Annotated in this window: 20 protein-coding genes; 6 read left to right on the forward strand and 14 right to left on the reverse strand. The window is 38.4% G+C overall.

The window, feature by feature from the left end; all coding sequences use genetic code 11:
- The first annotated feature begins 18 nt into the window (after nt 1-18).
- Nucleotides 19-288 carry a 30S ribosomal protein S14 gene (rpsN, locus tag DVW83_RS01530; protein WP_005875366.1) on the forward strand — a complete coding sequence of 90 codons (270 nt, stop codon included), beginning with the start codon at nt 19-21 and terminating at the stop codon, nt 286-288.
- Between the two features lie 164 nt (nt 289-452).
- On the opposite strand, the gene DVW83_RS01535 is transcribed toward rpsN, so the two are convergent.
- From DVW83_RS01535 to DVW83_RS01560, 6 genes are all read right to left on the reverse strand, one after another.
- Nucleotides 453-815 (reverse strand): type II toxin-antitoxin system PemK/MazF family toxin, encoded by a 363-nt coding sequence (locus DVW83_RS01535; protein ID WP_005875364.1) that lies wholly within the window; start codon nt 813-815, stop codon nt 453-455.
- Nucleotides 816-825: 10 nt separating this feature from the next.
- Nucleotides 826-1,947 (reverse strand): alanine racemase, encoded by a 1,122-nt coding sequence (alr, locus tag DVW83_RS01540; RefSeq protein WP_104661317.1) that lies wholly within the window; start codon nt 1,945-1,947, stop codon nt 826-828.
- Between the two features lie 15 nt (nt 1,948-1,962).
- Nucleotides 1,963-2,313, reverse strand: a complete 351-nt coding sequence (gene acpS / locus DVW83_RS01545) for a holo-ACP synthase (protein WP_104661318.1) — start codon at nt 2,311-2,313, stop codon at nt 1,963-1,965.
- Nucleotides 2,314-2,442: 129 nt separating this feature from the next.
- Entirely contained in the window at nt 2,443-3,954 is a 1,512-nt protein-coding gene (gene cshA, locus DVW83_RS01550) for a degradosome RNA helicase CshA (RefSeq protein WP_104661319.1), read from the reverse strand.
- A 321-nt stretch (nt 3,955-4,275) separates the two neighbouring features.
- Entirely contained in the window at nt 4,276-5,628 is a 1,353-nt protein-coding gene (locus DVW83_RS01555) for a UDP-N-acetylmuramoyl-tripeptide--D-alanyl-D-alanine ligase (RefSeq protein ID WP_137238928.1), read from the reverse strand.
- Between the two features lie 71 nt (nt 5,629-5,699).
- Nucleotides 5,700-6,776, reverse strand: coding sequence for a D-alanine--D-alanine ligase (locus tag DVW83_RS01560; RefSeq protein ID WP_005875355.1), 1,077 nt, complete (start codon nt 6,774-6,776; stop codon nt 5,700-5,702).
- A gap of 258 nt (nt 6,777-7,034) precedes the next feature.
- Between DVW83_RS01560 and DVW83_RS01565 the strand changes: the two genes are divergently transcribed.
- Nucleotides 7,035-8,780, forward strand: coding sequence for an ABC1 kinase family protein (locus DVW83_RS01565; protein ID WP_104661321.1), 1,746 nt, complete (start codon nt 7,035-7,037; stop codon nt 8,778-8,780).
- Nucleotides 8,781-8,880: 100 nt separating this feature from the next.
- Here the strand turns inward: DVW83_RS01565 and DVW83_RS01570 are convergent, their stop codons facing one another.
- Nucleotides 8,881-9,327, reverse strand: a complete 447-nt coding sequence (locus DVW83_RS01570) for a YaiI/YqxD family protein (RefSeq protein ID WP_104661556.1) — start codon at nt 9,325-9,327, stop codon at nt 8,881-8,883.
- Nucleotides 9,311-10,684 carry a hypothetical protein gene (locus tag DVW83_RS01575; protein ID WP_104661546.1) on the reverse strand — a complete coding sequence of 458 codons (1,374 nt, stop codon included), beginning with the start codon at nt 10,682-10,684 and terminating at the stop codon, nt 9,311-9,313. Before DVW83_RS01575 ends, DVW83_RS01570 begins: the two co-directional genes overlap by 17 nt.
- Nucleotides 10,685-11,060: 376 nt before the next feature.
- Between DVW83_RS01575 and DVW83_RS01580 the strand changes: the two genes are divergently transcribed.
- On the forward strand, nt 11,061-11,858 hold the full coding sequence (locus DVW83_RS01580) for a hypothetical protein (RefSeq protein WP_104661547.1): 798 nt from the start codon (nt 11,061-11,063) through the stop codon (nt 11,856-11,858).
- A gap of 486 nt (nt 11,859-12,344) precedes the next feature.
- On the opposite strand, the gene DVW83_RS01585 is transcribed toward DVW83_RS01580, so the two are convergent.
- From DVW83_RS01585 to DVW83_RS01605, 5 genes are all read right to left on the reverse strand, one after another.
- On the reverse strand, nt 12,345-12,836 hold the full coding sequence (locus DVW83_RS01585; RefSeq protein WP_104661548.1) for a GNAT family N-acetyltransferase: 492 nt from the start codon (nt 12,834-12,836) through the stop codon (nt 12,345-12,347).
- Between the two features lie 15 nt (nt 12,837-12,851).
- Nucleotides 12,852-13,451, reverse strand: a complete 600-nt coding sequence (locus tag DVW83_RS01590) for a TVP38/TMEM64 family protein (protein WP_104661549.1) — start codon at nt 13,449-13,451, stop codon at nt 12,852-12,854.
- A 184-nt stretch (nt 13,452-13,635) separates the two neighbouring features.
- Complete coding sequence (gene udk, locus DVW83_RS01595; protein ID WP_005875342.1) at nt 13,636-14,265, reverse strand: uridine kinase; 630 nt, start codon at nt 14,263-14,265, stop codon at nt 13,636-13,638.
- An 83-nt stretch (nt 14,266-14,348) separates the two neighbouring features.
- Nucleotides 14,349-15,044, reverse strand: a complete 696-nt coding sequence (locus tag DVW83_RS01600; RefSeq protein WP_005875340.1) for a YjjG family noncanonical pyrimidine nucleotidase — start codon at nt 15,042-15,044, stop codon at nt 14,349-14,351.
- 11 nt (nt 15,045-15,055) lie between these two features.
- Complete coding sequence (locus DVW83_RS01605; RefSeq protein WP_104661550.1) at nt 15,056-15,772, reverse strand: 16S rRNA pseudouridine(516) synthase; 717 nt, start codon at nt 15,770-15,772, stop codon at nt 15,056-15,058.
- Between the two features lie 329 nt (nt 15,773-16,101).
- Between DVW83_RS01605 and DVW83_RS01610 the strand changes: the two genes are divergently transcribed.
- The 3 genes from DVW83_RS01610 (at nt 16,102) to DVW83_RS01620 (ending at nt 18,894) form a co-directional block, all read left to right on the forward strand.
- On the forward strand, nt 16,102-16,710 hold the full coding sequence (locus DVW83_RS01610) for a 50S ribosomal protein L25/general stress protein Ctc (protein ID WP_104661551.1): 609 nt from the start codon (nt 16,102-16,104) through the stop codon (nt 16,708-16,710).
- A gap of 219 nt (nt 16,711-16,929) precedes the next feature.
- Entirely contained in the window at nt 16,930-17,253 is a 324-nt protein-coding gene (locus DVW83_RS01615) for a DUF960 domain-containing protein (protein WP_005875335.1), read from the forward strand.
- A gap of 255 nt (nt 17,254-17,508) precedes the next feature.
- Nucleotides 17,509-18,894, forward strand: a complete 1,386-nt coding sequence (locus DVW83_RS01620) for an MATE family efflux transporter (protein WP_104661552.1) — start codon at nt 17,509-17,511, stop codon at nt 18,892-18,894.
- Nucleotides 18,895-19,001: 107 nt separating this feature from the next.
- On the opposite strand, the gene DVW83_RS01625 is transcribed toward DVW83_RS01620, so the two are convergent.
- Nucleotides 19,002-20,333 carry a hemolysin family protein gene (locus DVW83_RS01625; protein WP_104661557.1) on the reverse strand — a complete coding sequence of 444 codons (1,332 nt, stop codon included), beginning with the start codon at nt 20,331-20,333 and terminating at the stop codon, nt 19,002-19,004.
- Between the last annotated feature and the right edge of the window lie 86 nt (nt 20,334-20,419).

Here is a 20,419-nt window from a genome sequence, read left to right on the forward strand (position 1 = left end):
AAAAATGGAGGAAAGAATATGGCAAAAAAATCAAAAATCGCCAAAGTAAAAAAACAACAAGCTACGATTGAGCGCTATGCCGCTTTACGCCAAGAATTAAAAGCCAATAAGGACTATGAAGGATTAAGACAACTTCCTTTAGACGCTCGTCCGGAACGCTTAAAAAATCGTGACTTGATTGATGGACGTCCACGCGGCTACATGCGTAAGTTTGGCATGTCTCGGATCAAATTCCGTGAATTAGCGCATCAAGGATTGATCCCTGGCGTAAAAAAAGCAAGTTGGTAAGCCAATCTTGCAGTAAGTAAACAAAGAAACCTAGATTCAGGACACTTTCTCGTGTGTTTGGATCTAGATTTCTTTTTTTTCTTCTATTTTTATTTTATCCGTTTGGTAAAACATACGCACGACTGAGCTTCATCAATCTTTTTATATGTAAAGGCGTAATGCTTTTATTTAGTGACAGGCGCCAATGCTTCGATGCCTACACTGATTTTCAATGCACGATCAACATCTGTCATGATCCCACGATCTAAATGACAGACTTTTTCTTTCAGTCTTGATTTGTCGATTGTTCTGATTTGCTCGAGTAAAATGACGGAATCACGTTCAATTCCTGTCCCCGTTGCTTTGATCCCTATATGCGTAGGTAATTTAGGCTTTGCCATTTTTGCCGTGATTGCCGCAACAATAATCGTAGGACTAAAGTGATTGCCTAAATTATTTTGGATGACTAAAACGGGACGGGTCCCGCCCTGTTCTGATCCCACGACTGGAGAAAGATCAGCAAAATAAATATCTCCTCTTTTAACCATAGGATTCTCCTTAATCTTGATATTCTCTAGGAATCCGTGTTCCTAGTACACAGGCTACTTCATAATGGATCGTATCGATATGATCCGCCACTGCTTGCATTGTTACTTCTTGTCCATGATTCTTACCGATCAAGGTTACTTTTGTTCCAATAGAAAATTCATGAGGTAGACGCACCATAATTTGATCCATACAGACACGACCAACGATTTCACAAAAATTCCCTTCTACTAAAACTGAAAATCCTTGCATTTTTCGCAACCAACCGTCTGCATAACCAATAGGGATCGTTCCGATCCATTCTGCTTCACTAGTCGTATAGGTCTTGCCATAACCAATACCTTCTCCTTTAGCCAATTGTTTCACTTGGATCAACTCTGATACTAATTCAAGTGCGGGCTGTAAAGGATATGTTTCAGCCAACGCATGACCAGAAGGGTTCAGTCCATACATCGCCACCCCAAAACGAATCATATTGCCGATTTGTTCATCATGCCATAGTGCTGTGGCACTATTGCTGACATGGATATATCTCGGTAATTCAGACATTGCATCGAGCATTTCGATAAATCTCTTTTGTTGTAGCTTCCAATAAGTATCGTCAGCTTGATCAGCTGTTGAGAAATGGGTATAGATTCCTTCCCAGTTTAGCACAGAACTATGGTGAATGAACGTCACAGCGCTTACGGCATCTTTTGGAGTCGTAAAGCCGATTCTGCCCATCCCAGTATCTACTTTTAGGTGCAGTGAAAGAGGATGGTTTATTCCACGATCAGACAGGAACTCTGCCGCCTCATTCAACCATTCTTGGTTTCCTACAGTGATAGATAGATCGTGAGCAACAGCTAATGTCAGTGCATCGATTGGAATCATGTTCAATACTAGAATCGGCTGTGTAAAGCCGGCTTCTCTCAATTCGATTCCTTCATCCAAGTTAGATACACAAAAACCGGTAGCTCCGCCAGCAACAGCAGCTTCAGCTGTCTGGATTGCTCCATGTCCATAACCATTTGCTTTGACAACAGCAAATAATTCTTTCCCTTTAGGTAATCGATCTACTTCATTTTTCACGTTTTCAGTAATAGCTTTTGTATGTATAACTGCTCTTGTAGGACGGTGCCAAGCGACAACCATATTTTTTCCTTCTTTCTACTCTTCTAAAATAATTTGTGCATAGGCGACTTCATCCGTATGCGTGATACTGACCCAAACTTTCCCACTATAAGGTGATTTTGTCACTACGGGCTGTCCTGCATCATTTTTTAAGATTTCGATTTCTTGAAAGGTCACTTTTCCAATGCCAGTTCCCCAAGCTTTGGAAAATGCTTCTTTGCAAGCATATCGCCCACCTAAAAATTCTACCTGCCGATGAAAAGGCAATTCACGAAATTGAACGATTTCGTTAGACGTTAGCACACGGTCAATAAATTTTTGTTTTTCTTTGATGATCTTCGCAATCCTAGGTAATTCAACTGCGTCAATACCAATTCCTTTTATCATATACTTTTCTCTTTTCAAAAATTCTAGAACACTCTCATTCTACCAAATTCTCGCTATTTTACCACCAATATGTATAGAAATAATAAAAATGAAAGCTTCTCTTAAAAAAGAGAAACTTTCATTTTGTTATTAATCATTATTTGTACGAATCACAAAACCACGTTTTTTATCGTTTTGACGTTTACCGCCATCTTTTTGGTGGCTACTGTTTTTGTTATATCCACCTTTAGATTTGTTTCCACGATAATTCCCATTATCACGGCGATTACGGTTATTACCGCCACCACGTTTACCATTCTTGTTGTAGCCTTTTTTCTGCATAGGCAATGGACGTTCTGGTGTGATTTTAACTGGGACTGCGTCTGAAGGATCTTTTGCTATTGTTTTTAATAACAACGCTACTAGATCTTGAGCAGAATATTCTTCTAAAAGCTTATCAGCTGTTTGAAGATATTTGTCTAACCCATTTTCTTCCAATTTTGCTTCGATTTGTTCGATTGCTGCGCCTAGTTGTCCTTTGAATGCTTCTTTTTCAGTAGGAGGACGCAATGTAGTCATACGTTTTTTCGTTAAGTTTTCAATGACATGAAGATAATCCATCTCGTTTGGTGTAACAAAAGTTACTGACATTCCGCCTTTTCCGGCACGCCCTGTACGACCGATACGGTGAACATAACTTTCTGGATCTTGAGGGATATCATAGTTGTACACGTGCGTCACACCTGAGATGTCTAGTCCACGAGCCGCAACGTCTGTGGCAACTAAAATGTCTAGATGTCCGCCTTTGAATGAGCGTAATACACTCATACGTTTTTGTTGTGAAAGATCTCCGTGAATTCCCTCTGCACGATAGCCACGAGCTTCTAGTCCACGAGCTAACTCATCCACACGTCGTTTTGTACGCCCGAAAACAATCGTTAATTCAGGTGATTGTACATCAAACAAACGAGTCATGATGTCAAATTTTTCATATTCTTTTGCACGTACATAGTATTGATCGATCAAATCAGCAGTCATTTCTTTTGTTTTGATTTTCACGTGCACTGGATCTTTCATGAATTTCACGCCGATATTTTTGATCGCTGGAGGCATCGTTGCTGAGAACAATAATGTTTGTCTTTGGTCAGGCACTCTAGAGATGATACTTTCGATATCTTCTAAGAAGCCCATATTCAGCATTTCGTCTGCTTCGTCTAATACTAGTGTTTCAACAGTCCCTAATTTCAATGTGTGACGGTTGATGTGGTCTAACATACGTCCTGGTGTACCGACAACGATATGTGGACGATCTTTTAATCCACGGATTTGACGGCCGATATCTGCTCCACCATAGACAGCTTGCACGCGTACGCGTTTGTCGCGGCCAAGACGGTAAAGTTCTTCTTGTGTTTGGATTGCCAATTCACGAGTTGGTGAAATAACTAATCCTTGTAGTTCGTTACGATTTGTATCGATTTTTTCTAACATTGGCAAACCAAAAGCAGCCGTTTTACCAGTTCCTGTTTGTGCCTGTCCGATCACGTCTTTTCCAGACAATGCTAAAGGAATTGTTTCTGACTGGATTGGTGTTGCTTCTTCAAAGCCTGCACGCTCTACTGATTTCAATAATTCTGGTGATAATTCTAGTTCTTTAAATTTCAAATGAATCCTCCTATATGTTTGTTAACTGAGGATGTAGCTTAATTTTTGCTACCCCGTCGATTGTTCGGTCAAAGTGTTTGGTTCTTTTTGACAGTGGCCACGCACGTTTTTATCCATTCTTAGCCCCTGTGGCACCACCGAAAAATCACTTTGCGAAGTTTAGGCATTAGAAAAGCCAAACGGGTCGCGTTCAGCTTTATCATTATTATGACATCTGGCTCTAGCAATTTACATTATGATAAAACCAGTCCAATTTCTCTTCATCTTTCGGCAATAGGTTATTTTAGCATGATTTTTCATTTTCTGCAAGTTTACAGTTCATCATTTCATTTCCAATAGCTGTTGAACGACTTCATTCAGTTTCATACTATTGCTCCCCTTTAATAGAATACTATCCTCAGGGTGCAATTCTTCTTTGATTGCTTTGATCAATTCTTCTTTTTCTTTTTCAACATAAACGACTGATAATGTGGGATATTGTTTTTCTAAGGCTTCTTTCAATGCGCGCATCTGTTGCCCATACAAAAAGACTACAGCATACTTATCGGGCTTGATATGTTCACTCATGCTTGCATTCATCTGCAAGGAATCTGGTCCCAACTCAAGCATGTCTGCAAGCACAGCGATTCGTCTGCCTTCAGAGGGGAGTTGACCAAAAGTATCCAGAACTAAGCCCATGGCGGTTGGATTGGCATTGTAGACATCACTTAAAATGGAGGCACCATTACCTGCTATCAGCCATTCTGTACGGTTTTGTGTCACAGAGACATTTGCTAAACCAAGACGGATTTCTTCAATAGATAACCCAAAAAAGCGGCCTACTGTATAAGCAATCAGCGCATTGGTCACATTATAACTACCTGGAAGAGGGATCATAAAGTAGTCGTTTGCTACTTTAAAGTTTGTTTCTGTCTTTTCTTCTTTTTCAACAGTGGCATCGACATCTCCTGAACCAATCCCAAATGTTTGCACACGTTGTGTCAAATTCTTTGTGAGTGGTTTTAATAGCGGCTCTGCTTCTGGAATAATCAATAAACCGTCCGATGCAAGCCCATCTACGATCTCCATCTTCGCTTTAGCGATTCCTTCTCGAGAACCAAGGTTTTCGATATGCGCTTCTCCGATCATCGTGATTGCCGCAACTTTAGGGTGGGCTAACAAAGAAAGCGCAGTGATCTCATTAGCATGATCCATCCCCATCTCTAAAACGATTTTTTCTGTTTCATCAGGCATATGCAAGATGGTGTAAGGCAAACCAATATTATTATTGTAATTTCCTTGCGTCTTATACGTATGGAATTTTTGCGATAATACTGATGCAGTTAAATCTTTCGTAGTTGTTTTGCCATTGCTCCCAGTCACCGCGATAACATCCGCGCCAACCTTCTCTAAATAGTATTTAGCTAGATCCTGCATTGCTACTAATGTATCTTTTACAATGATCACTGGAATTCCTTGCGGAGCTTTTGCTGGTTCTTTGCTCCACAGCGTAGCCGAAGCACCTTGTTCAATTGCTTGCTGAATAAATTCATGCCCGTCCCTTGCTCCAGCTAAGGGGACAAATAGATCACCGGCTTTGATTTTACGACTATCAAATTCCACTCCAGTTATCTTACCTGATTCCTCATTCCCGCTACCGACTGCTTGCGCAATTTCTTGTATCGTTAATTTCATGAAAACCTTCCTTTTCGCATATAAAAGCCAGAACAAGCGTAGTTGACACTTGATCCAGCTTCATTCTGGTTTTATTTATTTACTTCAAAAAAACTTTGACGTTGGTTGAATCGATTGATTCCTAGTTGGATCAGTTCTTCAATCAAATCTCCGTATTTTAAGCCCATGTTTTCCCATAGTAGAGGATACATACTAAATTGAGTAAATCCAGGCATTGTATTCAATTCATTTAAGAAAAGCTCATTTTTATTTGTTAAGAAGAAATCACAACGGCTCAAGCCACTTCCGCCTAACATCGTATAGGCAAGTTTCGCATACTCCTGTGCTTTTTGATACACTTCTTCTGGAACTTCAGCAGGGATCTGCATTTCGATTTTATTATTGATGTATTTTGCATCATAGTCATAGAAAGCCACATCTTTTACTACTTCACCAGGTAACGTGGTGCGTACATCTTCATTTCCAAGGACTGCAACTTCGATCTCACGAGCCTCGATCCCTTGTTCAACGATTGCACGTGAATCATATTGGTATGCAGTCGCTAACGCATTTTGTAATTCTTCCCGATTTTCCGCTTTGGATATCCCTACGCTTGATCCCATATTCGCAGGTTTGACGAACATCGGATAAAGCAAAGAGCCTTCACATTGATCAAAAACTTTTTTAGGATTTTCTTTCCATTGATTTTTCAATACTGGGACATAAGGAACTTGTGGCACTCCCCCGGCCTGTAAAATGTACTTCGTCATAATCTTGTCCATAGCACATGCACTCGTCAACACACCCGCGCCCACATAAGGTAAATTCAATGTTTCTAAAAATCCTTGGATCGTGCCATCTTCTCCATTTGGTCCGTGCAGAACTGGGAAAACAATCGTTCCTTCTTCTTTGATTTCTCCAGGATTGATCACCTTTCCAGTAAAGCCGTCTGTTACTTTTCCACTTGGATCCCAAGTCAGATGCAACTCATCTTTGCTGGCTGGTTTTTCTGTTAACAATGGTCCTTTGACCCATTGACCATCTTTACTGATAAATATAAGTTGCACTTGATAATACGCATAATAAATAGCATTCAAGACTGAAAACGCTGAAAGAATCGAAACATCATGTTCTTCACTGCGTCCGCCATATAGTAAAGTAATCTTCAAAAGATTGTCCTCCTGTATTCTAAATCATTCAGTGATTTATTTCATATTCTAGCACAAAAAAGATGGTTGTGAAAGAAGCGTTTCGTGTTGAATCGTAGGAAAAAATGCAAGAAATAGATCCTCACTTTTTTTAGATTCTTGTCTAATAATGATGATTTGCTGACTAGAAAAATTCGATTGAGGGATTGTAAAATATACCGTCAAGTTAGTTGTTCCTTTTTTCTTTTCCAGTTATGATAATAGAAAGGAGTGAGTTACATGTCAAAATCAACTTCTCGTAGCCGTTTAGCAGAAATCATCAAAATATTTATCAAATATAATGTCGTTCCTAACTTTGTCCAGCAAAAAAATCCTGAACAGGTGAAAACTGCCTTCGAAGAATTAGGACCAACATTTATCAAAATCGGTCAAATGTTATCTGTACGTGACGACTTGCTTTCAACTAAGTTTACAAAAACGTTCAAAACCTTACAGGATAGTGTCCCTAGTGATAGCTATCTAACCGTAAAAAAAACAATCGAATCAGAGTTGGACTTATTGATCGAAGATATTTTTGAAGAATTTACCAAAGCTCCTTTTGCCTCAGCTTCTATGGGTCAAGCACACCACGCAAAGTTAAAAAATGGCGACACTGTGGTCGTTAAAGTCCAACATCCAAATATTGCTGAAGAGATCATGTTGGATCTGCAACTTTTTGAAAGAGCTCTTCCTTTGATTAAATACATTCCTGAAACTAGCGTAGTAGATTTGAATGGTGTGCTGCAAGAAGTACGACGTTCGTTGACGAATGAATTGGACTTTTTTAAAGAAAGTAAGAATGGCGTATTATTTTATGAAAAGAATGACCATTGGCAAGAGATTCGCAGTCCAAAAATCTATGAAGCTTTTTGTTCGAAAAAAGTGATCGTGATGGAGGCAATGCCTGGAGAAAATTTAAACCATTTAATGAACATAACAGCTGATGAACCACCACTCATTGAAGGGTATGAAAATCAGCAATTAAAACAAAGCATCGCAAAATTATTAGTCGAAAATTTTATGAAGCAAGTGTTCGATGATGGCTTTTTCCATGCAGATCCTCATCCTGGAAATATTCTATTCCATGTATTGACCCAAGATGAATTGAGTCACAACCAAACAACCGAAACAAAAAAACGCCAAAAAGAATTTCATTCAATCAGCGTAACAGCTACTTCTCGTGTCACGAAACAAGCCGCACCTTATGCGCTGAACTATATTGATTTTGGTATGATGGGCCAGCTATCGCTGACTCTTCGCCAACGCTTGACAGAAGCTGTCATTGCGCTATACACAAAAGATAATTATCGTATTGAAAAAGCTGTTTTACGGCTTTGCCAACAGGAAGGTCCTTTTGATGAAAGTAATTTTCATCAAGAACTAGCTACCTTTCTTGAGCAATATACCGATTCTCCCATCGAAGAAATCGAGATCCAAGAGGTCTTTACCCAGATTGTCGTGATCTGTCACCAAAATAATTTACAGTTTGATCGTGATATCACTCTATTACTCAAAGCTTTTAGTACATTAGAAGGTGTGATTCGTGTATTAGATCCTGAAATGTCATTGATGGAGATTGCCACACCATTTGCTCAGAATTATTTTTTCACTCATTTAGAAATCGAAGAAACGTTGAAGAAAACGGGATTAGACTTATTAAGCGGGTTGAAAACTGCACCGAAACTTCCCCAGCAACTGCATCATCTACTTGAGATATGGACCTCAGGGCAAGGAAAAGTGAATTTAGAAATCAAAAAGCAAGAAGATCTATTAAATCGTATAGAAAACATGGTCAATCGGATCGTTTTCGGCGTGATCCTTGCTGCATTGATCGTAGGAGCCTCACTTTTAGTACAAGCCGCACCAGATGATCGTTTCAATGTCATCTCCATCTTAGGGATTTGTACCTATGCGATCGCTGCGTTAGTCATTATCTTCTTAGCCATCGATTCATTGATCCAGTTGTATAAGAAAAGAAAAAAATAATCTCCATACAAAAAAACGAGCAATACAAAAAACGTATTGTTCGTTTTTCTTTCCAATTTCTCAAACCGAAACGACTTTTGTCTCGACCTCATGTTTAATTTCAACTATTTTCCGCCAATGCTTGCTCAAATGCAAGCCGAAAAGCTGCATGGTCGTCTTTCGTAAAGGGTTTGGGCCCTCTAGTTCGCAGACCAGCTTTTCTCATTTTCCCACTGTGATACCGTTGCTCTAAAAGTGAACCAATGTTACTTTCATCAAATTCTTTTCCAGATTGATGAAAGACTCGTACACCTTTTGGCAAAACGAGTGATGCCAGACCATAATCTTGGGTGACTAAAAAATCTCCTCGATGAATCAAACCCACGATTTTAAAATCTGCACTATCTGTACCACGATCAACATACACAAGTTGCACATTTGAGGGATATTCTTTTGTAGTATAGTGATCGACACTTGTCACAATCACTACTTCAAGCTTTTTTTTGCTGGCTAAATCAATGACATCCTCTTTGACTGGTGATCCATCTCCATCAATGAATAGGCGCATGTTTTTCATCTCGCTTCCATAGTAAATAGACTGTGATAACGCCTAACAACAATAGGCCCACGTTTCCCCATTTAGCATAAGTCATTAATTGAACACTTGAACTTGTCACACTTAATTTTCCTGTTAATCGCAAAAGCAAAGCTACTGGCTCACCCATCAAGCGAGCAATGACCAACATCCAAACCATCAACAAAAATTGATGCGTCACACTTCCCTTGTTTTGAGTAGTAAATTTTGTGATGATTCTGCGGTCCATTGGAATTTCTGTTTCAATCTCATAATATTCGTGGTTCAGCCAACTGCTAGCAACCGCATGCCAAAAACTGAGTAAAAACAGCCCTGGAACAAATCCATACGGCACTAAAAGAACGAGCAATGAAAGAAAGAGACCAGCAAGTTGGACAACAAGCGGTGTAGCTGAGAAACCTCGTAACAACCTATTGCCAATGAGTTTTGCTAAAATCATTCCTGCAATATATGGCAAGTACATATCAATTGCCAAGCGATCAAAACCATAGACTCTTCCTACGTAGATCGTACTGAATAAAAACAAGAAATTGCCTAGCATGCCATTTAAAAAGGTATAGAGATTCATCCATGTTGGCAGCTTCCAGTTTTTCTTCGCCCTGCCTAAATAAAAGGCTGCCAAAACAAATAACAATAAAAAACCATAAACCGCAATATCGAACAGTTCAGGATCAACTAGTAATCGCGCGTTACGCAGCAAAAACAAAAGGATGAAGAAACCAATAAAGAGGACAAATTCTTTGGTTGCTACTAAATTGGATTTGATGTCCTTGAAATCTAATTCATACCGCGGATAATGTCTAACCGTATGGTAAGCCATGATATAAAACAAGGTATAGATAGCTAGTGTCACAACGATCTGCGTAGTACCAGGAAGAGCAATCGAGCGAAACAGCAAAATCAATAATAGAATAGCAAACGGGTATTTGTTGGCTGTCATGTTCGTAAATCCCTGATGTTTTTCATGCGCATTCACAGTAATATTTGCCGGAACTATCCACGAAACACTCAAGCCCAATAAAATACTTGATAAATAAAACAAAGGAAAATAGATGACTCCTAGAATACCTAATAGCGAGCCTGCTCCTCCCATCAGTAAAGAGATCATCAATAAAGTATAGCTATCCAATCCAAACTGCAGACTACTGATTAAAAATAGTCCCGTCATGCGAAACGTATAAAAAAGCGTAAATGGCAAAATGGACAGCCAGCCATTACCATCGCTTAAGCTTAAAAATAAAAGATACGGAATCAAAATGACCGTATTACTTAAAATAAACGGCGTAGTTTGCGTAAAATTACGACCGAATTGTTTGATTTTTTCGTACATAAAAAAAGCTCCTTAGCTACTTATTCAATTTTATAATTTAAAATCATTCTAGCATTAATTGTAGCAGAAACCAATTTTATAAAATAATCAAACACCGTTACTAGCAAAACCTCAACCGAGGTTTTGAAATCAAATTTTTTTATACTGAAAAAAGTTGAACGAAACTGGCTCCTTCAAACACTAGTCTTCCATGCCTTTAAGCATCTCCCTTCAACCACATTAAAAAATCGTCCTATGTATAAATAGAAAAAATACCTTTCACAAATTTCTTTTTTAGGAAAAAGGGAGTTTTAAAGACTGCCTTTACTGGACGATGCTTCATGGCAAAATGAAAAAACAGCGTAGATACGTAAATAATCGTAAGGAGCGTGAAAACATGGAACTGTTAGAAAAAGAAACCTTTTATTATAAATTCAATGATCGTTTAATCGAACCTGTAGAGTGCGCTTTTTTTACAGAAAAAAATTACAAGAGGTGCACCAGCCATCAAGAAGCCGTCTTGGCTTACTTCACGTATATGAATCGGAAATGGTCAATCCAAGTACCTCATCTCGTACCAGGATTAAAACAAAAGCTAGATCAAGTACCAGAAGTAGAGATCACTTTGACGCCTGAAATAAAGCAAGCCATGGAGATGAGGATCGATGCCGAGATTAAAGCTGACATGATAACAAAAGAAGCCACTGGTTTTCCCATATACGGCGAACCCGTGCAACAATATAGAGCAAGAATCATACGGGAACGAATAGGGTATAGAAAAAGTTGGGAAGCCGCAGTTAAACGATTTCCTCAATTATATAAATTAACCGCAGACGTAAAACTTGTCTACATGGATGTTCCTTCTTTTGATTCTTATAATGGATTCCCTATTCGCGTGAATTCTCAAATGATACAAGCTGTGGCACTCCCACCGGAAAATTTTTTCGCGGAAGATGGAGAATATGAATCAACTTTTCTTAGCTACGTTGGTATACAGCGAACACGCAAAGACTTTTGGAAAGTCAATGATCTCTTATTCCCTGATAAAAAGAATTTAGTGATCTACCAATGGAACAACGACTTTACAAATATCTATAATGATGGCAGAGAAGACGACGGGGCATTTTTATGGTCGATCTATGACCCTGAAAACAAACAATTTACCGTGATGGATATCGTGCTCATCATAGACTAAAAACAAAAGTAGGGAAAAAATGAAACTATGAAAAAACCTACCGCTTATACGGCAGAATATAGTCTCTATAAAAATTATTGGTTAGATTATTACATAGTAAATCGCACAAGCTGTGATCACTATGCTCTCAGCCATAGAATGTCCTGATACTAAGTTTAGAACTGACTCTACATAATGGTATGTACAGGTATATTTTTTTGATACATAAAAATAAAAGCCGATCACTCAAATAAGTATGACTGAAACAGTAACGTCTCAAAATTCGCACTTATCTTTGTTGAGTTGATCGGCTTTTACTTACTGGTGCTTAAAAACAGCTGTTTTTAAGCAGACAAGCCCTTCTCCACAAAAGTCTTGTCCGACACCCTTGCATTCCGGCAAGTGATAATTAACTTATCGTGTGCCTCCAAAATCAATCAGGCGCATCTGTAACCCAGAGGCCTTCTCGACCCGTCGCATGAAGCTACTTTAACACACCCTCACCATTTATGCGAGTGTTTTTTTCATTTTGTAATCCACCATTTGAAATCCTCGGCCAATATCGGAAATCAATTCTTCTTCGATTTCAAATCCTTGGTGTTGATAAACTGCAATAGCTTGGGTATTTTCTTGATTTACGCGTAAAAAGATTTCATGCAGCCCTTGTTCGGTTGCTAATTCTTCATACCAACGAAAAATTGCAGATGTCAGTCCTTTTCCTCGTACTTTGCTTAGTAGGTACAATTTGCTCAAGTAGATTTTTCCATCAATCACTTCATATGCTGTATAGCCAACTGTTTCGCCTTCGTCTTTCAACAAGTAATAATTAACAGCAGTAGCTAATTCCTTCTCGATCTGTGTTTTTGATTGATAGGTCGCTAACATGTAGTCCACCTGTTCTTGCCCGATGATTGGAATGAATGCTTCCGGCCAGACTTCTTGGATAACTGCGACTAGTTCTTCTAGTTCATTTTGCGTAACTTTGACTTTTTCTAACATCGTTTTCTTCCCTTCTTATAAGCTGCCTTGCGCTTTATGAAATAAAAACAGCATGATCATACTATAGATCCCAACAGACCATGGCTTCAAAAGAATAACGATCTGCATGTATTCTCTGAAAGTCAATTTTGTCAAGCCTGCGACAAGACAGATAAGATCGTCAGGTGCAAAAGGTAATAACAGCGTGACAATCAATACTTTTTTGATATCTTTTGTTCTTCGTGTCAATAATTGATCAAATTTCTGGTATTTTTTCGGTGAAAGGATAAGTTGAACAAAACTTACGCCATAATAGCGAACAAGCAAAAAACCAATTGCCTCCCCGATCACTAAACCGATACAGCTATAAAGCAGACCAAATCCGTTGCCAAACATCAACATTCCTGCTACAGAAGAAATACCGCCTGGCAGAATAGGGATAATGACTTGGATAACTTGGAAAAAGATGAACATGATTACCGCGAATTGGCCAAATTGTTGAAAAAATTTCTGTAAAGAATCCGTTGACTGAAAAATACCATGTCGGTATCCGTACAGAACCAATACTAGAAAAAACACGAAACCGATAATCGGGATAACCTGTATGTACTTGTGTATACTTGCTTTCTTTACCATAAATAGTCTCTCCACCATCTTAAGTATAATCCTACTTTTTTCTAAATAAAAAAACAGTTGACTGGTAAAGAATTTAAGAGAGCCATCTATCACTCTATCCTAAATCCAATCAGCAACCCCTCAGAACTATTTCTGACAGATTCACTGCTCCAGTACATACAACTGTTCTTATCCTCGCTACAACTTATTTATGATCTAAAAAACTAGCAACTTTAGTCGTAATCAAATCGATAGCAACGTGATTTTCGCCGCCTTCAGGCACGATGATATCTGCGTAACGTTTGGTCGGTTCGATAAATTGATGATACATCGGTTTGACCACTGTCAAATATTGTTCGATGACCGAATCCAATGTTCTGCCACGTTCTTCCATATCTCGTTTGATTCGGCGGATGATGCGAATATCATCGTCTGTATCAACGTAGACTTTAATGTCCATCAACTCGCGCAAGCGTTCGTCTTCTAGAATTAAGATGCCTTCTAAAATAATTACTTCTTTCGGTTCTTGAATGATCGTTGCTTGGCTTCTTGTGTGTGCAACATAATCATAGACTGGTTTTTCAATGGCTTTATAGTTCAGTAGTTCTTCTACATGCTGAATCAGCAGATCATTATCAAAGGCAAAGGGATGATCGTAATTCGTATTCAATCGTTCTTCAAAGCTTAAATTGCTTTGATCTTTATAATAAGAATCTTGTTCAAGCATCATGATGGAATGGTCTGGAAAATTATTGAAGATTGCGCGACTAACACTTGTTTTTCCGCTTCCAGATCCACCCGTCACACCAATGATAATTGGCTTGCTTTTTGTCATTGACTAAAACCTCTTTCATATCCGTTTTTTCATTCTAATCTATTATAGCGAAAAAACACGAAAATGCTATATTTTTCTGAAAATTAATGTACGTCTATTTCCAAAAGAGGATAAAGCTCAGCTAGTGAATCTACTCGATAAGTAGGTTTGATTTCAGGAATCTCAGGCAATTTATTTTTATTGAACCAAATCGTATCGATCCCAGCAGCATTTCCACCTTTAATATCAGAAGTGAGCGAGTCACCGATAATCACTGTTTTTTCTTTTTCGAAATTTGGGATATGAGAGAATACATGGTCAAAGAATGCCTTCATCGGTTTTTGTGCGCCGACATCTTCAGAAACAAAAATCTGTTTGAAATATCCTAGCATCTTCGCATCAGTCAAACGTTGGTATTGTGTCTTCGATACACCATTGGTCACGATATAGAGGTCTGCTTGATTTTCTAGTGCTTGAAGCAGTTCATGACTACCCTCGATCAAATCATGTCCTTGATTCAAATAGTGACGGTAGCGCTTTTCCATTGCTGCGCTATCAACGGTCTTCCCAAATTGTTGGAATAATAATCCAAAACGATTGCCTGTAACTTCTTCTCTTGTCATATTTCCTTTTTCAAATTCACGCCACAAATGATGATTCAATGCTTTGTAACTTGTTCTCACTTCAGGAGTCAGTTCGATTCCTTGTTCTGCAAACAATTCGTTTAAGGCCTTTGCTTCGGTTAATTGAAAGTCAAGTAATGTATCATCTACGTCAAATAATATTGTTTGATAGTTCATTTTATCTTCTCCTATTTAAAATACATTTTTAGTTGCTTTAATTCAGTGAGCGTCAACGACCGATAGGCGCCCACTGGTAATTTTTCATCTAATTCTAGCGGACCCATCTTAATTCTTCTTAGTTCTACTACTTTTTTCCCGCGAGCTAGAAACATCTTCTTAACTTGGTGGAACTTTCCTTCTTGAATCGTGACAGTCGCTGTACTGATTTTATTGGTTGCTTCTGTGATCGTCAGTTCTGCAGGCAAACAGCGATACCCGCTATCGAATACGATTCCTTCTTTAAAAGCCCGACTATCCTCAGGCGTCAATCCTGCATTGACTGCTACTTGGTAAGTTTTTAATACCTTCTTATTAGGAAGTAGCATCTCATAGCCTAGCTGCCCATTCGATGTCAGTAAGAGCAGCCCCGTCGTATCACGATCCAAGCGTCCTACGGGATACAAATCCTGGACCCGGTCTGCTGAAGCAATCAAATCCACTACTGTCATCTTTTCTTCATCTTTTACAGCAGTAACCGCCCCATTCGGCTTATTCAAGAGAAAGTAGGATTCATTTGTAGTTAATCGCTTACCAGAAACTTCGATCTCGTGGAGCAAACTATCGACATTACGGTTTTGACTAAACTCGATTTGTCCATCTATTCGAACTTGCTTAGAAGCAAATAATCGTTTCATTTCTTTCCGTGTTGTTTGTAGCTGATCTTCAATCAATTTATCTAAACGCATAGGTGTTTCCTTTCTTATCCTACCAAGCATTATAACCTGAATATTTCTTCATGCAAATAATAAAACCAGCGTTATTCCTTGACTTAATCAAAAATTAGCGCTACGGTTAAGTAGTAAAGTGAATTGGATTTCTCATACACAGCGTAATGACCTGGTGGAGAAAAGTTGAATCCTGACTTTCTAAGGTAGATGCGTGCATCTACCCTTTTGTGCTTTTTTAAGCGCCCCTACCCAATAATGTGCAAGAGAATAGCCGCGGAAAAGTTCACTTAAATAAAATCTGCCCGTTACCAAAGCAGGCAGTCACATTTTAAGGAGGAATTTTGGTTATGTCAGTATCATTAGAAGTAAGTAAAAGAGAAGTACGTCCCCGTTCGTTAAGAAACAAATTGCGTCATGAAGGTAAAGTTCCAGCTATCGTTTATGGCTACAATGTTGAAAGCACACCAATCTCGTTTGATGGTCAAACATTTAGCAAATTATTACGTGAAAATGGTGCGAATGCCGTAGTGACAATGGACATTGACGGAAACAAAGTCAACACATTGGTTCATAAAGTCCAAACAAATACCTTTACCAACCATTTTGAACATGTCGAATTTTTATCTGTTAACATGTCAGAAGAAACAGAAGTTGAAACAGAAATTGTTCTAATTGGTGAGGCTGCAGGTGCTAAATCTGGCGGTGTATTAGCTCAAAACCTATACACAGTTCTTGTATCTGCTACACCAGATAACTTGCCAGAACGTATCGAAGTAGATGTAACAAACTTAGACTTAGGTGATTCGATCACTGTGGCAGATCTACCAGAAAACAACGAATATAAAGTTGTAACGGATAGTGAAGAACAAATCGCTGCTGTCGTAGCTCCAGCAGAAGAAACTGAAACAACTGATGAAGCAAGCGAACCAGAAGTAATTGGTTCACCTGAAGAATAACAGAAAAATTGTTTATGCCAAAAGCGTTGGAAACTGCGCTTTTGGCATATTTTTTTCTCTCTTTAAAAAAAACTTATATTTTGAAAAAAAGTATGCGATTATTGTTGCATTTTTTAAAAATCTTTATTAGAATGAACCATCGTTACAGTAAGTATCATTCATTTATCCTAAACGAAAAAGTGTACATGTCTATTCGATAAAACAAAGGAGGTTAAACAGATGTTTGAAAGTTTTGACAGCAGTCGCAACCGGTATGCCTCTGTAGGTGTTGTATCGAGTTTGCCAGATGAATTGATTGATAGTATCTGGTTTATTATTGACCTAGACCTTAAGGGAGTCATCTCATTAGATAATATTTTAGCCTTTGATTTAATAGAGAATAATGGAAAAGTAACCATCCATTTTTCACAAGCAGGCAGTGAGGTAGAAATGGACATTGATTTACCATTTCGATATTCTTCACAATTCCCAAGCCAAGTCTATGCTTATGATGATGGCACAAGAGAAACGATTCTTTTACCAAGTGAGATTAAACAATATTAAAGTTGACACTTAACAATGTCGCTTTTTGATCCGTACGTTCAGGCCAAGCAGTTGATCTTTTGAATTTATTCGTTGAATTCATTCAGTGGTTCACTTCTTGGCTTGTTTCATGGTGCGGTTTATTGAAAATAAACTATGAAAATTCCAAGAAAACAGAGAAAACACTCCGTTTTTTCATTAATTTCTAATTGGTATTCTTAGGATAAACACTATATACTACTAACTAAATTTTAAAGACAATAAGGAGTTTAAAAGATGCGCGATTTAACAAAAGGAAATCCGGCTAAGCTAATTTTAATGTTCACTGTTCCTTTGCTCATTGGTAATGTCTTTCAACAGTTCTACAATATGGTCGATATGATTATCGTTGGACAGACATTAGGAAAAAACGCGTTGGCCGCTGTTGGCGCTACTGGAAGTTTGACCTTTTTGATTATTGGGTTTGCCCAAGGGTTAACAGCTGGACTAGCGATCATCACCGCCCAACGCTATGGTGCAAAAGATTACCGCGGACTTAAGAAAAGCTTTGCTGCAAGTGTTATAATAAGTTTGATTGTCACTATTGTTTTAACTGTCCTTAGCCTAGTATTCATTCATCCGATGCTTCAATTGATGCAAACTCCACCTGAAATCATTGATCAAGCACAAACATTTATCTCGATCATTTTACTAGGGATTTTTGCATCTATGAGTTTTAATCTGCTTTCAAACGTTATTCGTGCACTCGGTGACAGCAGAACGCCTTTGTTCTTTTTGATTATCGCAGTTATCATCAATGTCGTGCTTGATTTGATTTTCATTATCTTCTTTGGTATGGGGGTAGAAGGAGCAGCCATCGCTACGGTGATTGCCCAAGTTAGCTCAAGTGTATTGTGTCTCGTGTATATCAAAAAGAAGATTCCATTGCTGCAACTACGTAAAAAAGATTTTTCATTTGATAAAGAAGAAATCCGTATCCATCTAAATGCTGCTTTGCCAATGGCTTTTCAATCATCGATTATTGCCATCGGAGCAATCGTTCTTCAAGCAGCTTTAAATAGTCTAGGTACAGACGTCGTTGCTGCTCAAGCCGCAGCTAGCCGAATCGATCAATTTGCCAATCAACCAATGATGTCATTTGGGATCGCTATGGCGACTTTCAGTGCTCAAAACTACGGAGCAAAAGAATATGGTCGTATCCTAAAAGGTGTCAAGCAAACATTAATGATGAGTATTGGCTTTAGTCTTGTTGCTGGAGCAACAGTGATTTTCTTTGGCCATTCATTGATGAAACTATTTGTTTCATCCTCTGAAACCAGAGTATTTGAATTAGCACAGACTTATTTCAATATCAACGGTTCTTTGTATTGGATCTTAGCAATCTTGTTCATCTTGCGCTACACTTTACAAGGACTTGGACAAAGCAAAATACCGACCATCGCAGGAATGATGGAATTGCTGATGCGTTCATTTGCAGCAATTATTTTGACAGGTATGTTGGGATATGCCGGTGCCGCAGCTGCTTCTCCACTTGCATGGGCTGGTTCTGTTGCTGTCCTACTATATTCTTACCTTCGTTCAATGAAACAACTAAAACAATTGGACAACGAACAACATTTCTCATTGGATGATGCGGAAGTCCGTTATGACAGTGTCCACTAATCCAAGATTGAAAAGAGTTCGGCACAGAAGCGTCTGACTCCGAGAAACAAGATTAAGAAAATAGAGGGTAGAATCAGCGATGGCTGATTCTACCCTCTATTCTTGTTCTATTGCTCTTTTTGCTCTTTTTGCTCTTTTTTATCTTCTTTAACTGGTTTTTTTATGACTTTGAAATAGTCGATGTGTGCATGGTTGTATTCTAAAACAGTGAATTGAAAACTTTCAAGTAAGATCACCTTACCTGCTTCAATATTTTTTTCGTAGTGAGACATGAAACCCGCTAATGTGATAAAGGGCGAGTCAACAAATGCAGGGAGCGAAACATCAAAGTAACGTTCGAAATCATCTAATGTCAGTTTTCCTGAAACAATGTAACTGCCATCTGCTTGTTTTGCCACAAGAGCTTCATCCAAATCCGTTTCATCACGAATTTCTCCGACGATTTCTTCTAAAATATCTTCGATCGTCACTAACCCGCTTGTTCCACCATATTCATCTTTTAAAATCGCAATGTGTTTGCCTTTTTTACGCATGATCGTCAATAATTTTTTGATCGGGATCGTTTCAGTCGTCACAATTGGTTCTTCAATCAACTGTTCTACTGGCAACTGATCATCTTTATACGATTGTTTGATTAAATCGGGCAACGTCACATACCCGATAATATTATCCTTTGATTCTAAAATGACAGGGTATCTCGTATGTCCTCGTTTGATTGATTCTTGGATTGCTTGTTTCACTGTGTCACTTGCTTCAAACACTTGCATCGATGTTCGATCCACTTGGATGTCTCTTGCAAGCGTGTCGTCAAATTCAAAGACATTTTCTAAGTAATGGTATTCTTCCTTCGTTAATTCACCTTTTTCATAAGAATTCAATGCAACTAAAGTTAGCTCTTCTTGTGACAAGGTTTCTTCCCCTTCAGATACCAATTTCACCCCTAATAATTTACCAAGACCTGCCGCTGAGTGATTGAGTATCCAAATAAAAGGAAACATGAGTTTATAAAAGTAATGTAACGGTCTTACCACAAATAAAACGACCTGTTCTGTATTGACGATACTATAACTTTTTGGCAAAAGTTCACCGATCACAACATCGATATAGGTAACGATAATAAATCCTAAAGCAACAGAGATCGTACCACTTAATGCAGAACTAAAAGGCAACTTGCCAAGCCATGGTTCTAACAAAGCAGCTACAGAGCCTTCTCCAACCCACCCAATAATCAATCCTGTTAACGTGATCCCTAATTGACTTGCAGATAAATAGTTATCTAAATGATGTGTGACATGAAGTGCTAGTTTCGCATTTTTTACGTTTTCCTTTTCTAGTTGCTCTAAACGTGAACGCCGTATCTTTACTAATGCAAATTCACTTGCTACAAAAAATGAAGTAATTGCAATCATCAAAAATAAGATGACAAAATTAAGTACCATAAATTCCCGCCTCTCTTTTCCATCTCCATTGTACCTCTTTTCTAAAAATTTTTGATAAAAATAGAATGGACTTTCTCTACCTTCTG

This window comes from Enterococcus sp. VV15 (assembly GCF_005236045.1).
In the GTDB taxonomy this organism is placed as follows: domain Bacteria; phylum Bacillota; class Bacilli; order Lactobacillales; family Enterococcaceae; genus Enterococcus_B; species Enterococcus_B durans.